At 67.9% G+C, this 13,012-nt stretch carries 17 protein-coding genes, 1 tRNA gene and 1 other RNA gene; 15 read left to right on the top strand and 4 right to left on the bottom strand.

Translation table 11 applies throughout. The features are described 5' to 3' along the window. Positions 1-93: 93 nt before the first annotated feature. Together ssrA and ACQY5G_RS12935 are read left to right on the top strand one after the other, a co-directional pair. Positions 94-463, top strand: a transfer-messenger RNA (tmRNA) gene (gene ssrA / locus ACQY5G_RS12940). Between the two features lie 88 nt (positions 464-551). After that, positions 552-1,019: a GreA/GreB family elongation factor gene (locus tag ACQY5G_RS12935; protein ID WP_420616758.1), complete on the top strand. Its 468-nt coding sequence runs from the start codon at positions 552-554 to the stop codon at positions 1,017-1,019. A 29-nt stretch (positions 1,020-1,048) separates the two neighbouring features. Here the strand turns inward: ACQY5G_RS12935 and ACQY5G_RS12930 are convergent, their stop codons facing one another. The 3 genes from ACQY5G_RS12930 to ACQY5G_RS12920 are packed head-to-tail and all read right to left on the bottom strand — an operon-like array spanning position 1,049 to position 3,741. Next, positions 1,049-2,029 carry an MlaD family protein gene (locus ACQY5G_RS12930; protein ID WP_428274595.1) on the bottom strand — a complete coding sequence of 327 codons (981 nt, stop codon included), beginning with the start codon at positions 2,027-2,029 and terminating at the stop codon, positions 1,049-1,051. Between the two features lie 25 nt (positions 2,030-2,054). Beyond that, entirely contained in the window at positions 2,055-2,897 is an 843-nt protein-coding gene (locus ACQY5G_RS12925; protein WP_428274593.1) for an ABC transporter ATP-binding protein, read from the bottom strand. Positions 2,898-2,910: 13 nt separating this feature from the next. Continuing rightward, positions 2,911-3,741 (bottom strand): MlaE family ABC transporter permease, encoded by an 831-nt coding sequence (locus ACQY5G_RS12920; protein WP_428274591.1) that lies wholly within the window; start codon positions 3,739-3,741, stop codon positions 2,911-2,913. A gap of 208 nt (positions 3,742-3,949) precedes the next feature. On the opposite strand from ACQY5G_RS12920, the gene ACQY5G_RS12915 reads away from it, so the two are divergent. The 3 genes from ACQY5G_RS12915 (at position 3,950) to ACQY5G_RS12905 (ending at position 4,979) form a co-directional block, all read left to right on the top strand. Then, positions 3,950-4,342: a RidA family protein gene (locus tag ACQY5G_RS12915; RefSeq protein ID WP_428274589.1), complete on the top strand. Its 393-nt coding sequence runs from the start codon at positions 3,950-3,952 to the stop codon at positions 4,340-4,342. 35 nt (positions 4,343-4,377) lie between these two features. Next, positions 4,378-4,473: transfer RNA gene (locus ACQY5G_RS12910), tRNA-Sec, on the top strand. 17 nt (positions 4,474-4,490) lie between these two features. Then, positions 4,491-4,979: a hypothetical protein gene (locus ACQY5G_RS12905; protein WP_428274587.1), complete on the top strand. Its 489-nt coding sequence runs from the start codon at positions 4,491-4,493 to the stop codon at positions 4,977-4,979. A gap of 31 nt (positions 4,980-5,010) precedes the next feature. On the opposite strand, the gene ACQY5G_RS12900 is transcribed toward ACQY5G_RS12905, so the two are convergent. Next, positions 5,011-5,754 (bottom strand): UDP-2,3-diacylglucosamine diphosphatase, encoded by a 744-nt coding sequence (locus tag ACQY5G_RS12900; protein ID WP_428274585.1) that lies wholly within the window; start codon positions 5,752-5,754, stop codon positions 5,011-5,013. A 109-nt stretch (positions 5,755-5,863) separates the two neighbouring features. Here ACQY5G_RS12900 and ACQY5G_RS12895 point away from each other — a divergent pair, with 109 nt between their 5' ends. From ACQY5G_RS12895 to ACQY5G_RS12850, 10 genes are all read left to right on the top strand, one after another. After that, positions 5,864-6,307 (top strand): acyl-CoA thioesterase, encoded by a 444-nt coding sequence (locus ACQY5G_RS12895; RefSeq protein WP_428274583.1) that lies wholly within the window; start codon positions 5,864-5,866, stop codon positions 6,305-6,307. Positions 6,308-6,967: 660 nt separating this feature from the next. Beyond that, a complete protein-coding gene (gene lptE / locus ACQY5G_RS12890) occupies positions 6,968-7,480 on the top strand; it encodes an LPS assembly lipoprotein LptE (RefSeq protein WP_419859887.1) in 513 nt (170 codons plus the stop codon). 160 nt (positions 7,481-7,640) lie between these two features. Continuing rightward, entirely contained in the window at positions 7,641-8,120 is a 480-nt protein-coding gene (locus ACQY5G_RS12885; protein ID WP_428274581.1) for a Na+/H+ antiporter subunit E, read from the top strand. Further along, the gene (locus ACQY5G_RS12880) at positions 8,117-8,398 is read left to right on the top strand and encodes a monovalent cation/H+ antiporter complex subunit F (protein ID WP_428274579.1); all 282 of its coding nucleotides are present in this window, start codon (positions 8,117-8,119) and stop codon (positions 8,396-8,398) included. The genes ACQY5G_RS12885 and ACQY5G_RS12880 overlap by 4 nt, the downstream gene beginning before the upstream one ends. Beyond that, complete coding sequence (mnhG, locus tag ACQY5G_RS12875) at positions 8,395-8,718, top strand: monovalent cation/H(+) antiporter subunit G (RefSeq protein ID WP_428274577.1); 324 nt, start codon at positions 8,395-8,397, stop codon at positions 8,716-8,718. The genes ACQY5G_RS12880 and mnhG overlap by 4 nt, the downstream gene beginning before the upstream one ends. 71 nt (positions 8,719-8,789) lie before the next feature. Further along, complete coding sequence (locus ACQY5G_RS12870) at positions 8,790-9,284, top strand: DUF4040 domain-containing protein (protein WP_428274575.1); 495 nt, start codon at positions 8,790-8,792, stop codon at positions 9,282-9,284. Next, positions 9,281-9,703 carry a Na(+)/H(+) antiporter subunit B gene (locus ACQY5G_RS12865; protein WP_428274573.1) on the top strand — a complete coding sequence of 141 codons (423 nt, stop codon included), beginning with the start codon at positions 9,281-9,283 and terminating at the stop codon, positions 9,701-9,703. The genes ACQY5G_RS12870 and ACQY5G_RS12865 overlap by 4 nt, the downstream gene beginning before the upstream one ends. Beyond that, positions 9,700-10,059 (top strand): cation:proton antiporter subunit C, encoded by a 360-nt coding sequence (locus ACQY5G_RS12860; RefSeq protein ID WP_428274571.1) that lies wholly within the window; start codon positions 9,700-9,702, stop codon positions 10,057-10,059. The genes ACQY5G_RS12865 and ACQY5G_RS12860 overlap by 4 nt, the downstream gene beginning before the upstream one ends. Next, on the top strand, positions 10,056-11,546 hold the full coding sequence (locus tag ACQY5G_RS12855) for a monovalent cation/H+ antiporter subunit D family protein (protein ID WP_428274569.1): 1,491 nt from the start codon (positions 10,056-10,058) through the stop codon (positions 11,544-11,546). The genes ACQY5G_RS12860 and ACQY5G_RS12855 overlap by 4 nt, the downstream gene beginning before the upstream one ends. Beyond that, the gene (locus tag ACQY5G_RS12850) at positions 11,543-13,009 is read left to right on the top strand and encodes a monovalent cation/H+ antiporter subunit D family protein (protein WP_428274567.1); all 1,467 of its coding nucleotides are present in this window, start codon (positions 11,543-11,545) and stop codon (positions 13,007-13,009) included. The genes ACQY5G_RS12855 and ACQY5G_RS12850 overlap by 4 nt, the downstream gene beginning before the upstream one ends. Positions 13,010-13,012: the final 3 nt, after the last annotated feature.

Raw genomic sequence — 13,012 nt, 5'->3', positions numbered from 1 at the left:
GTTTCCGGCTGTCAAAGAACCTCTGCGGCCGCTCCCGGAACTTGCGCCGCGCGCCAGGATAAACCACCGTATTGGCAGCACTCGCGCGTATCAGGGGGCGACACGGCTTCGACGCGTGAACCGGAAGCTGCGGAAGCGTGCCGAGGTGCCCGGGGCCTCGTTAAACACCGGGAAACTTCAGGTGCCAACGACGGTTTGGCTCTGGCTGCGTAAATCTGCGTAGCCCGTCCCCGAGAGATCCCGGCCCGAGGACCTCCCGACGGACGTCGACGAATCGGGCTGGTCGCCCCGGCGCGCCGTGAGCCGCGGGTGACGAGAACACGGCGAGAGCCGCGTACACGGCTGGTTTCGTAAGGGGTTGTTCGTGAACCCTCGCGGGACGAGACTTGATCGCGAACTACGCACGTAGATGCCGTGGCGGATGGGCTCGCGGACGCGGGTTCGATTCCCGCCGCCTCCACTAATGCAGGGCTCCACCCGGGGCGCCTCCCTTTCCGGGAGCGCCTCGGCTTTTTTTGCGACCGGCCCGTCGACGGGTCGAGGAGGTCCGGATGATCGAAGAACTGCAGCGGAAGATCGGGGACGAAGCGGAAACGCTCCTCCACGAGCTGAACGTCATCCTTCCGAAAGAGATCGAGAAGGCGGTCGCCCAGGGCGACCTGCGAGAGAATTCCGAGTACACCGCCGCTCTCGAGCGGCAGGGTTTCGTGCGGGCGCGACTCGACTATCTGGCGCGCCGAATGTCGCAGCTCGGGGAACTCGATATCGAGAACATCCCGACGGACCGGGTCGGGTTCGGGTCGAAGGTCGCCGTGCGCGACCTGGAGGACGACGAGATCGAGTCCTTCAACCTCACGATCGGCGACGACGTCGACATCGAGACCAACGACATCTCGATGGAATCGCCCATCGGCCGCGCGCTCCTCGGAAGGAGAAAGGGTGAACTCGTGAGCGTGAGACTTCCCGCCGGTGCGCGCGAGTTCGAGGTCGTCGATTTCGAGACGCTGCACGACCTCTAGCGGTCAGCGGTCCTGCCTGCCGGCGGGCCCTAGAAAACCCGGATCGGCGGGATGAACTTGCCGGGGTTCGCCCGCACCTCGGCGAGGAACGCGTTCAGGTCCACCACCACCTTGAGCAGCTCCTCGTACAGCGTCTCGTCGCTGACAAGCTGCCCGACCACCCCTTCGCCGCCCTCGATGAGATCCAGGATGGAGTTGGCGCGGGTCGCGGACGAAGCGATCGCACGATACAGGGAGTCCGACGCCAGCAGCCGCCCGAGCGTCCCTTCGCCCGCCGCCAGCGCTCCCGTCACCGTGTCGAGGCGGGCGGTGGAGGAAACGAGGCGGTCGTACAGCTGCGGATCCTCGAGCAGGCGGGCCAGCGAGCCTTCCCCGTCCGCGATCGGCCCCAGCACGGCCGCGAGGTTGTCGTTGAGGTCGACGAGGCCGTCGTAGAGGGCCTCGTCGACGAGGAGGCGTCCCAGCGAACCCTCGCCGCTCGAGACGCGGGCCAGCGTTGCGGAAAGGTCGTTCGAGAGCTGCGTGAGACCGAGGACGGCGTCGGCCGCCTGGCCGAGGAGTTCATCGTAGCTCAGCGCCGGCGCCGTTCCGATCGTATCTCCCGGGACGAGGGTTGCCGAATCCGGAGACCCCGGTTCGATGTCGATGAGACGGTCGCCGAGGAGTCCCTGCGTCCGCACGCGGGCTCGCGAGCCGCGCCGGATCTGCTCCCGGACGTCCACGTTGACACCGAGCCAGACCGCGACCGCCGCCTCCGAGTCGCCGCGCTCTTCCGGGGCGATGAACTCCACGCGCTCGACCTGGCCGACGCCGCGCCCGGCCACCTGGACGGGAGCTCCCGGGCGGAGCCCCGAAGCCGATTCCATGAGCGCCACAAGCTGGTAGCGCTCGCCGAACACGTCCCCGATCCGGCCCACGAACAGCACGCACAACGCGAGAAGGACGAGAGAGACGATGAGGACGAACCCCACGCGCATCTGGTCCCATGTGATCGGTTCCGACCGTCGCATCGTATCCTTTCCTGCCCTTTGTCCGTTAGCCGCGGAAGGCCCGAACATAGCGGTCTTCCGTGGCGTGCATCTCCTCCGGCGTTCCGCTGAAGATAATCTCGCCGTCCTTCAGGAGCGCGGTCTCGGTCGCGATTCTCGATGCGGACCGTACATCGTGGGTCACTACGACGACGCAGACGTGGAGTTCCCGCCGCAGCCTCAGGATCAGTTCGTCGATCCTCCGCGTCGTGATCGGATCGAGCCCGCTCGTCGGTTCGTCGAAGAGAAGGATCGGTGGCCGGTGAGCGATCGCCCGCGCGATCGCGACGCGTTTGCGCATACCGCCGGAAAGTGCGGACGGGAGCAGAGGGAGGACCACCGCCGGGTCGAGGTCCACGAAGGACAGCACCTCCTCGACGCGCTCCCGGATCTTGTCATCCGCCAGCGTCGTATGCTCGTAGAGCGGGAAGGCCACGTTGTCGAACACGTTCAGGGAGTCGAAGAGCGCCGATCCCTGGAACACCATCCCCATCCGTTCCCGCAGAGCCAGAGCCTCCGGGCGCGAAACCGCACTGATGTCGCGTCCCTCGATGAGGACCTCGCCGCGGTCGGGGAGAAGGAGCCGGAGCATGAGGCGCAGAATCGTCGACTTTCCGACCCCCGACCCGCCGAGGATGCAGAGCGTCCCGCCCCGCGCGACGCCCAGCGAAACGCCGCGCAGCACCTCGTGATCTCCGAACGAGAGCCACACATCCCGGAGCTCGACGATTTCGGGCCCGCCGAACCCCCTCCCGTGGGTTTCCAGCTCGCGGCGAATCTCGTCGCGCAACTCCGCCTCGAAGGCCTCGCTTCCCGGCTCCGGCCCGCCGGCGGGCGTGCGGTCGCTCATGGTGGATCCTCGCTCACCATTGGAACATGGCGAGCAGGATCTGGGTGAGGAAGTAATCCGCCGCGAGGATGAGGATGGACGAGGTCACCACGGCCCGGGTCGTCGCTCGCCCGACGCCTTCCGTGCCGCCCTCGGCCCGAAGCCCGTGGAAGCAACTCGTGAGCGCGATGATCCCGCCGAAGGTGAAGGGCTTCACCAGCCCCTGAATCAGGTCGATGGGGACGACCCTGAGCACGAAGCCGCTCTGGGCGAGGGTGTCCCACACGGAGTTGATATACAGCTGGGCCGTGAAATCCAGCGTCAGGACCGCGATGAGAAGCCCGCCCAGGATGGCCACGAAGTCGCCGATGATCGTGACCACCGGGAGCATCACGAGGGCGGCGAGGAAACGCGGCACGACGAGTTTCCGGATCGGGTCGACACCCATCGTGCGGAGCGCGTCGACCTGCTCGGTGACGCGCATCGCGCCCAGGGCCGCCGCCATGCCGGCGCCCGCGCGGCCGGTGACGATGAGCGCCGTAAGAACGGGACCGAGTTCGCGGATCGTGCTGGCCCCCACAACGCGGCCAATGTAGACCGTTGCCCCGAACCGCTCCATTTCCACGGCGGACTGGAGGGCGAGCACCATCCCCGTGAAGAGGCCGGTCAACATGACGATGAAGATCGAGGCCACGCCGATCGTGTCCATCTGCTGAACGAGATCGCCGCGATAGAAGGGCTGACTCAAACAAGCCCTGGTCACACGCACGAGAAGCCGGCAGTAGGCCTCGACCGCGAAGGCCATGCGGAGCACGGCCTCGCGAGCGAGTCTTGCGGCGGAACGGCGGGCGGAGCCGTCGGGCACGATCTTTGGCGCTCTCTCGGGGATCGAAGTATGTTCGCCCGACCGCCAGAACGCGTTCGAACGCAACGACTCGCCTCCAGCGATGAGGCGTACGGGCGAGGTTACCGGCTCCCACCGACCCGATGCAAGGCAGCGGTGACCCGCGGATATTCCGCGCCATGCCTGGTGGCAGCGGCCGATCGCCCGCCCACGAAAGGAGCCTCGAGCCATGCAGACCGGACCGGTCCACACGGATCATGCACCTGCCGCCGTCGGCCCCTACTCCCAGGGATACTGGGCCGGCGAGCTGTTCTACTCCGCAGGGCAGGTGGGGTTGGTGCCGTCCACCGGCCAGCTGGTGGGCGCCGACGTCGTCTCCCAGGCGGAGCGCGTGATGACGAACCTGGCGGCCGTGCTGGACGAGGCGGGGCTCACCCTCGGGGATGTCGTGAAAACGACGATCTTCCTTGCGGACATGGGCGACTTCGGTGCCGTGAACGAGGTCTATGCTCGCCACTTCGAGCCTCCGTACCCCGCGCGCTCGACGGTCGCCGTGGGCGCGCTGCCCCTGGGGGCCCGGGTCGAGATCGAGGTGATCGGCCGAGCCCGGTCGGCCACCTGATGGGTTGGACCGGAATGACGACGACACGGATGACCGGGAGCGGATGGTGACTGGTGTCGCCTGCGGTCTTCAAAACCGTTACGGGGCGTTCGCGCGTCCCGGGTGGGTTCGATTCCCACACGTTCCCGCCACCTTCGCGCTCGCGGCCGTGCTCCTGCTCGGCCACGCCCTGGAGCCGTCGCCGCTGCGGGCGCAGGACCCGCCGCCTCCCGCGGTCGCCGATTCGGTGTCCGCCGAAGCGACCCCCGCCGCCGACACCACGGGCCGGCCTCCTCCCATCTCCCCGCTCGGCGCCTTCGGCCGTTCACTGATCCTCCCGGGCTGGGGACAACTGGAGGTCGGGCGCCCGTCGCGCGGCGCCTTCTACTTCGCCGCGGAGTCTGTCTTTCTGTTCATGGTCTTCAAGTCCGACGCGCGGCTCTCCGCGGCCAAGGAGGAACTGCCGCTGAACGAAGAGCGGATCTCGAACCGTTCGGGGCAGCGTGAAAACTGGATCGTCCTCGCCGGGTTCATCGCCTTCCTGAGCGGTCTCGACGCGTGGGTGTCCACGCAGTTCTGGGATTTCGAGCCCTCCATCGGCCCGCCCGCCGATGGATCCGTCGGGATCGCCGTCGGTTTCAAGGTCGATTTCCCCTAGCGGTCCGCAGCAGGGGTTTTGCCACGGAGTGCTAGCCTTCGCCGGGTCTCCGGTAGGACTCCAGGCGGATCTCGTCCGGCGTCACGACGGCGAAGCTGTTGTGATGGAGCCAATCCCCGGAGTTGAGGTAGAACCTCCCCGGGGCGAGTTCCGCGACTTCCGGCCGGTGCGAGTGTCCGAACACGACCAGGTCGACATCCTCGTGAGCGGCCAGCACCTCGATGGCGTGCTGCGCAAGGAGCGAAGCCCGGGGCGATTCCTTCCCGGCCCCTCCTGCCTGGGCCCGCCGCGTCCCGCTGGCGAGCCGGGCGAGGGGGAGCCCGAGATCGGGGTGAACCCACCGGAAGAGTCCGCGTCCCACCGAACTGCGGGCGGCCCGGCGCAGAATCCGGTAGCCCCAGTCCGCGGGGCCGAGTCCGTCGCCGTGCGCGATGTACGCACGCCGCCCTCCGATGCGTCGACGCGCCGGCTCGGCGAGGATTTCGATCCCGACTTCATCGCGGAGGAAACTCCCCCCCCACGCGTCGTGGTTTCCGCCCATGAACAGGATGCGCATGCCGCCTTCCACGAGCCTCCGCAGGCGGGTGAGCACGTCGAGCTGACCGCGCGGGATCACCTGACCGTATTCGAACCAGAAGTCGAACAGGTCGCCGTTGATGAGAAGCTCGTCGCCCCAGCGGTCCGCCTCCTCGAGGAAGGCGAGAAACGCGCGCGCGTTCTCCTCGGCCACGGCGCCGAGGTGGATATCGGACACGACGACGGTGCGTTGAGACATGGGCCGAAGCTCGGCGCGCGGGGCGCGGCGCGTCAAACCCGCCGGCGACCGCGGCGAACCCGTCACCGGGAGTTCGACACCCGGTGCCTCGCCGGAGCATATTGGGCGCGTGAAAGACGCAAACGGAGTCGGAACGACGGAAGTGCGCGTGCGGTATGCCGAGACCGATCAAATGGGTCGTGCGCACCACCGCCACTACCTCGTGTGGTGCGAACTCGGGCGCACGGCGCTCATGCGCGAGCGCGGCGTGTCGTACGCGGAACTCGAGCGCGGAGGCCTCTGGCTCCCGGTTTCCCGGGTCGAAGTCGAATACCGGATCCCGGTCGAATACGACGAACTCATCCGGATTCACACCGGCGTCGAACGCGTCCGAAGCCGTGAAGTCGTGTTCGCCTACCGAATCGCGCGCGCGTCGGACGACGCGACGCTCGCGCGCGCCCGCACCACCCTCGTGTGTACCGACGCACGAGGCCGTCCCCACCGGTTTCCGGCGGCCGTGAGGCGGCAGTTGGAGACACTGCCGACCGTCGCCGCACCGCATTCCGCCGCGTGAACCGTGCTTCGGCGCCCCGCGCCTTCTGGCTGCTGCTCCTCCTGCCGCTCACCGCCTGCGGCGGCGGTTTCGAGCGCGGGGCCCCACTGCCCGACGCGGAAGAGGTCGCCCGGCGGGCGCGCGCAAGCTCGGGTACGGAGCAGCCGATGCACGTCATCTTCAGGTGGGAATACGCCGGCGAAAGCGGGAGCTTCCGCGGCGATGGCGCCGCCCGGGTGAACCCTCCCGACCGCTTTCGTCTCGATCTCTTTTCGACGGGGGAGGGGAGTCTCCAGGCGACGCTCGTGGACGGCGTCCTCGCCACGTCCGGTGACCTCGAGGGCGTCGAACTGCCACCGACCGTCTTCCTCTACGCCATGGCGGGCGTGTTTCGGCCGGGCGAGATGCCCCCCGCCCGGGGGTCCGAGGTCCGCGGCCTCCGCGTCCTCGAGTTCGCGGTCGAGGGAGGCGCGACGCGAAGCTATTATCTTGAAGGCGGACGGCTCACCCGGCTCGATGAGCGGCGGGCGGGCCGTCGCGAGCGATGGATCGAACTCGAGTGGGGGAGCGATCCCCGCTGGCCCCGGGAAGCCCGGTACCGGGACAACGTGGACTCGAGCGGGGTACGTTGGGAGTTACTGAGCGCGACGGCGCAATCACAGCCATATGATGAGGAAAACTATGTCTTGCCGATTCCGCTCCGGAGCGATGGCCGCGATCGCGATGCTCACGGTGCTGGCGGGGTGCTACAGCTTCTCCGGCGGCGGCGGGCTGCCCAGCCACATGCGCACCGTCTGGGTCGCCCCGATCGAAAACGAGAGCACCCAGTTCGGCATCGCGGAGTCCCTGATGGACGAACTCCTCACCGCGGCGCGCCAGCGGCTGGGGCTGCGGCTGTCGTCCGAGGAGGAAGCGGACGCGGTCATCACGGCGCAGATCCGGCGCTACAACGATGAGGCGGTCAACTTCGACGCCGTCGGCGGTGTCGGCGCGGACGTCTTCCAGCGCCGCGTGACCGTCAGCGTCTCCGTGGAGATTCTGGACGTGGCCGAGAACCTCATCATCTGGGGAAATCAGAGCCTGACCGGCACGGGGGAGTACGAACCCGGAAACGAAACCGAAGACCAGGCCCTGATCGTCGCCCTCGAGAACCTCGTCCAGCAGATCGTCGACGGGGCGCAATCTCAGTGGTAGACTGACCGGAGTCGACCGCCGGGACCGATCGCGCGGGAAGCTCTCGCGCCCACGCGACGGGTTCGCCATTCTGTGGTCGATTCGTTCACACGGGCCGACAACCTCTAACTCGTCCGGGCGCCAACATGCCGCAAGCCGCTCGACCCGCCACGCGGAACCTGTGACCTACGCCGCCGGTCTCGTCGCCATCCTGGCGGCCGTCTGGCTCCTCCTGTCGGGGTACTTCGACAAGCCGCTCCTTCTGGGCCTCGGCGCCGTGTCCGTCGCGCTCGTCGTCTTCATTTCGCTCCGCATGCGGATCGTCGACGACGAGGGTCTGCCGGTCCAGCTGCCGGCGGGGCTCGTCCGCTACCTCCCCTGGCTCGTCGTCGAGATCGTGAAGGCGAACGTCGATGTCGCGGTGCGCATCCTCAGGCCGGGGCTGCCGATCCGTCCGCGCGTGATCCGCGTGCGGGCGGGACAGCGCACGGACGTCGGCCGGGTCATCTACGCGAACTCCATCACGCTCACTCCCGGTACCGTGACGATCGACACGGAGGGCGACCACATCACGGTCCACGCCCTGACGGAGGAGGCGGCCGCCGGCGTCCTCTCGGGGGAGATGGACCGGCGGGTCAGGCGGGTCGAGGGACGCGGATGATCCTCGCCGCCGCGGTCGCCGCGATCATCGTCACGATGGGACTCGCGCTCGTGCGGGCGGGGAAGGGACCCACGGTCTTCGACCGGATTCTCGCGCTGAACGTGTTCGGCACCAAGACCGTCCTCCTGATCGCCGCGATCGGGTTCGTAACGGGCCGGCCGCACTTTCTCGATGTCGGGCTCCTGTACGCCCTCATCAACTTCATCGGCGTCATCGCGGTGCTGAGATTCTCGAAGTACGGCAACTTCGCGGACCCGGACCGCGAGAGGACGTCATGATCCTCGAGATCGTGAGTTCGGTACTCGTGATCGCCGGCGCGATCTTCGCGGTCATCGGCGGGATCGGCATTGTCCGCCTGCCCGATTTCTTCTCTCGCATCCACGGCGCGGGGGTCACGGACACGCTGGGGGCGGGGCTGATTCTGACCGGGCTGATGTTCCTCTCGCCCGACTGGACCGTGACGGTGAAGCTCGTCGCAATCCTCGTCCTGCTCTGGATCACGAGCCCCACGGCCACCCACGCACTCGCCAACGCGGCGCTCGAGACCGGGCTCCGGCCGGACGTCGACGAGACGAAGGAGGCGACATCGAGTTCGTAGCCCTCGAGGTCCAGATCGTCACGGCGCTCCTGCTCACGCTTCTGTGTGCGACGGCGGTCGCGGTCGTGCGCATGCGCGGCCTGTTCGCAGCCGTGATGCTGATGGGGATCTTCAGCTTCCTCGGCGCCTCGTGGATGCTCCTGCTCGATGCTCCCGATGTCGCCTTCACGGAGGCCTCGGTCGGGGCCGGGATCTCGACCATCCTCGCGCTCGCGACGCTCGCGCTGACGACGCGCAAGGCGAAGGTCCCCGTTCGACGACCCGCGCTCCCGCTGCTCATCGTCGCCGTCACCGGGGCGGCGCTCGTCTACGGGACGCTGGACATGCCGCACTTCGGCGATCCGGAGGCTCCGGCCAGCAACTATCCGCACCCGTCCTACGTCGAGCGCACGGAGCACGACATCCACGTGCCGAACGTGGTCACGGCGGTGCTCGCGAGCTACCGGGGCTACGATACGCTCGGCGAGACCGTCGTGATCTTCACCGCCGGGATCGCCGTGCTGGCTCTCCTGCGGGGGAGCCGCAAGCGCCGGCCCACGGGCGGGGGAGGGGAGGACGCGGGATGACGGACCACACGATCCTGCGCGTCGTCAGCAAGCTCCTGCTGCCGTACGTCCTCCTCTTCGCCCTCTACGTGCAGTTCCACGGCGACTACGGTCCGGGCGGCGGATTCCAGGCGGGGGTGATCTTCGCGGCCGGCTTCGTGCTCTACGGGCTCATCTTCGGGCTCACCGCGGTGCGCCGCGTCGCCCCGGCCCGCATGGTCGAACTTGTCATCGCGACCGGCGTGCTCGTCTACGCGGGCACCGGGGTCGTGGCGATGCTCATGGGCGGGAACTTCCTCGACTACGACGCCCTGAACCCCGCGCACCCCTCGACGGGGCAGCACTACGGGATCCTCGTCGTCGAACTGGGCGTCGGGATGACCGTCGCCGCGGTGATGATCGCGATCTATTCGACCTTCGCCGGGCGGGGGCGCGCATGACCGAAACCGTCCTCGGCCTCTACAACTACTGGGTCGTCATCTTCCTGATGATGATGGGGTTCTACATCGTCATTTCACGCGGCAACCTCATCAAGAAGGTCATCGGACTCAACATCTTCCAGAGCTCCGTCTTCCTTTTCTACATCACGGTCGGGAAGGTGAGCGGGGGAACGGCGCCGATCATGGCCGAGGGTTTCGAGGTCTACAGCAACCCGCTCCCGAGCGTCCTCATCCTGACGGCGATCGTCGTGGGCGTCGCGACGACCTCCGTCGCCCTCTCGCTCGTCGTGCGCATCCGCGAGGCGTACGAGACGATCGAAGAGGATGAAATCCAGGCGCAGGACGAGGCTCGATGAGCCAGGCGATCCAGGCGCAGTTGCCGGTCCTGCAGGTCGTCATCCCGCTTCTCGCGGCTCCGCTCTGCATCATCCTGCGGCGGCGCTCGCTGGTTCTCCCGTTCGCGACCGGCGTCTGCTGGCTCACCTTCCTGGTCTCCGTATTCCTCCTCGGCGACGTGCTCGAGGCGGGCGTCATCAGCTACGAGCTGGGAGGCTGGGCGGCACCGTGGGGGATCGAGTACAGAGTCGACGCGCTCGCCGCCTTCGTCCTCCTCTTCGTGTCAGGGATCGCCGCCCTCGTCCTGACCTACGCGCCGCGCAGCCTCACCGACGAGATTCCGGCCAGCCGGCATTATCTCTTCTGCACCCTCTATCTCCTGTGCGTCACGGGGCTGCTCGGCATCGCGATCACCGGGGACCTGTTCAACGTCTTCGTCTTCCTCGAGGTCTCGGCGCTCTCGTCCTACGCACTCATCGCCCTCGGGGGTCGCCGGCAGGCGTTGCCCGCGGCGTTCCAGTACCTCGTGATGGGCACGATCGGGGCCACGTTCATCCTCATCGGCATCGGTCTCATGTACCAGATGACGGGGACGCTGAACATGGCGGACATGGCGGAGCGGCTTCCCGCCGCGGAAGGCGTGCGGACCGCGCTCGTCGCCTTCGGCTTCCTCACCGTCGGGATCGCGCTCAAGATGGCGCTCTTCCCGCTCCACGTCTGGCTCCCGAACGCCTACGCGTACGCGCCATCGGTGGTGAGCGCCTTCATCGCGGCCACGGCCACGAAGGTCTCCGTCTATATCCTGCTGCGCTTCATGTTCAGCGTGTTCGGCCTCGAGTTCTCGTTCGAACAACTCGGACTCGGACGTGCGCTCATGCCGCTGGCTCTGGCCGGGATCTTCGTCGCCTCCACAGTGGCGATCTTCCAGCGCAACGTGAAACGCATGCTCGCCTACTCCTCGGTCGCGCAGATCGGCTACATGGTGCTCGGCATCAGCTTCGCGACCGCGACGGGGCTCACGGGCGGCATCGTCCATCTGTTCAACCACGCGCTCATCAAGGGCGGGCTCTTCATGGCGATGGGGTGCGTGATGCTGCGGTTGCACTCGGTCGACCTCGATGAAATGGCCGGGATCGGGCGCGCGATGCCGTGGACGATGGCCGCGTGGGCCCTCGGGGGTCTGGGCCTCATCGGGGTGCCCGCGACGGCCGGCTTCATCAGCAAGTGGTACCTGATCCAGGCCGCGCTGGAACAGAACAGCCTCATCGTCGCCGTCCTCCTGCTCCTCAGTTCGCTCCTCGCGCTCGTCTACGTGTGGCGCGTGGTCGAGATGGCCTTCTTCCACGAACCGAGCGCGCGGGCCCTCGAGGCGCGCGAGGCGCCGCTCGCCATGCTCGTTCCGACCTGGGCGCTGCTCGGGGCGACTGTGTTCTTCGGCATCTACACCCGTTACTCGGCGGGCGTGGCGGAGCAGGCGGCCGAGGCCGTGCTGCGGGGGCTCCCGTGAGCGGATTCGTGCCGCTGCACCTGGCGCTGGTCATCCCCCTCGCCGGTGCGGTGCTCATCGCCCTGTTCGGCCGGTGGCCCAACGTGCGGGAAGCGGTGACCCTCGCGACCGGCGTCGCGCTCTTCTGGTTCGTGACGTCGCTGCTGCCGCACGTCCTCGCCGGCGCGACCCCCGGCGTCCTGCTGGTGCGGCTCCTCCCCGGAGGCCTCTCCCTCGTGCTCCGGCTGGAGCCCCTCGGCATGCTCTTCGCCCTGGTGGCTTCCGGGCTCTGGATCGTCACTTCGCTCTATTCGATCGGCTACATGCGGGGACACGGGGAGGCGAACCAGACGCGGTTCTACGTCTGCTTCGCGGTCTCCATCTGCGCCGCGATGGGCGTGGCGCTCGCGGGCAACCTGCTCACGCTGTTCCTCTTCTACGAGGTGCTGACGCTCTCGACCTACCCGCTCGTCTCGCACCACGGGACGCCGAAGGCGATGAAGGGCGCCCGCACGTATCTGGGGATCCTCGTCACCACGTCCGTCGCGTTCCTCCTCCTCGCGGTCGCGTGGACGTGGGTCCTTTCGGGCACGCTCGACTTCCGCGTCGGGGGCATCCTGGCCGGGCGGGCGGAGGACGGCGTCCTCCTCGTCCTGCTCGCGCTCTTCGTCTTCGGGACGGGGAAGGCCGCCCTCATGCCGGTCCACCGCTGGCTTCCCGCCGCCATGGTGGCGCCGACGCCGGTGAGCGCGCTCCTCCACGCGGTCGCGGTCGTGAAGGCCGGCGTGTTCACGATCATGAAGGTCGTCATCTACATCTTCGGCCTCGATCTGCTGACCACGACGGGGATCAGCGTCTGGCTCATGTACGCCGCCGGCTTCACCGTCATCGCGGGCTCGCTCGTCGCCATGGCGCAGGACAACCTGAAGCGGCGCCTCGCCTACTCCACGGTGAGCCAGCTCTCCTACATCGTCCTCGGGGCGGCGCTCGCGAACACCTGGGGCGTGGTCGGCGGCAGCATGCACATCGCGATGCACGCGTTCGGCAAGATCACCCTCTTCTTCTGCGCCGGCGCGATCTACGTCGCGGCGCACAAGACGGAGATAAGCGACATGCGCGGGCTGGGCCGCGCGATGCCGATCACGATGGCGGCGTTTCTCATCGGGGCTCTCAGCGTCATCGGCGTCCCGCCGCTCGGCGGGAGCTGGAGCAAGTGGTATCTCGCGCTCGGCGCGCTCGACGCCGGGCAGATGCTGTTCGTCGCCGTCCTCATGGTCAGTTCGTTGCTGAACATCGCGTACCTCGTGCCGATCCCCATCCGGGCGTTCTTCTCGAAACCCGCCGACGGGTCGGACCCGCCGCGCTTCAAGGAGGCGCCGGCGTTCTGCGTCGCGGCTCTCTCCTTCACGGCGCTCGGCTGCATCGTCCTCTTCTTCCTCGCGGACGATGTGTATCGCCTGCTCATCCCCCTGGGCGGAGGGTAGACC

It is taken from the genome of Candidatus Palauibacter sp., assembly GCF_965261555.1.
Classification (GTDB): Bacteria; Gemmatimonadota; Gemmatimonadetes; order Palauibacterales; family Palauibacteraceae; genus Palauibacter.
The sequence above is the reverse complement of the archived record's forward strand: the minus strand, read 5'-3'. Positions and strand labels throughout refer to the sequence as shown.

What these genes read in the sequence shown, in the direction of transcription:
- ACQY5G_RS12870 (WP_428274575.1), top strand. Translation starts at nt 8,790, where the DNA reads ATGCGCGGCCTGTTCGCAGCCGTGATGCTGATGGGGATCTTCAGCTTC.
- ACQY5G_RS12935 (WP_420616758.1), top strand. Translation starts at nt 552, where the DNA reads ATGATCGAAGAACTGCAGCGGAAGATCGGGGACGAAGCGGAAACGCTC.
- ACQY5G_RS12900 (WP_428274585.1), bottom strand. Translation starts at nt 5,754, where the DNA reads ATGTCTCAACGCACCGTCGTCGTGTCCGATATCCACCTCGGCGCCGTG.
- ACQY5G_RS12880 (WP_428274579.1), top strand. Translation starts at nt 8,117, where the DNA reads ATGATCCTCGCCGCCGCGGTCGCCGCGATCATCGTCACGATGGGACTC.
- ACQY5G_RS12915 (WP_428274589.1), top strand. Translation starts at nt 3,950, where the DNA reads ATGCAGACCGGACCGGTCCACACGGATCATGCACCTGCCGCCGTCGGC.
- mnhG (WP_428274577.1), top strand. Translation starts at nt 8,395, where the DNA reads ATGATCCTCGAGATCGTGAGTTCGGTACTCGTGATCGCCGGCGCGATC.
- ACQY5G_RS12860 (WP_428274571.1), top strand. Translation starts at nt 9,700, where the DNA reads ATGACCGAAACCGTCCTCGGCCTCTACAACTACTGGGTCGTCATCTTC.
- ACQY5G_RS12930 (WP_428274595.1), bottom strand. Translation starts at nt 2,029, where the DNA reads ATGCGACGGTCGGAACCGATCACATGGGACCAGATGCGCGTGGGGTTC.
- ACQY5G_RS12865 (WP_428274573.1), top strand. Translation starts at nt 9,281, where the DNA reads ATGACGGACCACACGATCCTGCGCGTCGTCAGCAAGCTCCTGCTGCCG.
- lptE (WP_419859887.1), top strand. Translation starts at nt 6,968, where the DNA reads ATGTCTTGCCGATTCCGCTCCGGAGCGATGGCCGCGATCGCGATGCTC.
- ACQY5G_RS12925 (WP_428274593.1), bottom strand. Translation starts at nt 2,897, where the DNA reads ATGAGCGACCGCACGCCCGCCGGCGGGCCGGAGCCGGGAAGCGAGGCC.
- ACQY5G_RS12855 (WP_428274569.1), top strand. Translation starts at nt 10,056, where the DNA reads ATGAGCCAGGCGATCCAGGCGCAGTTGCCGGTCCTGCAGGTCGTCATC.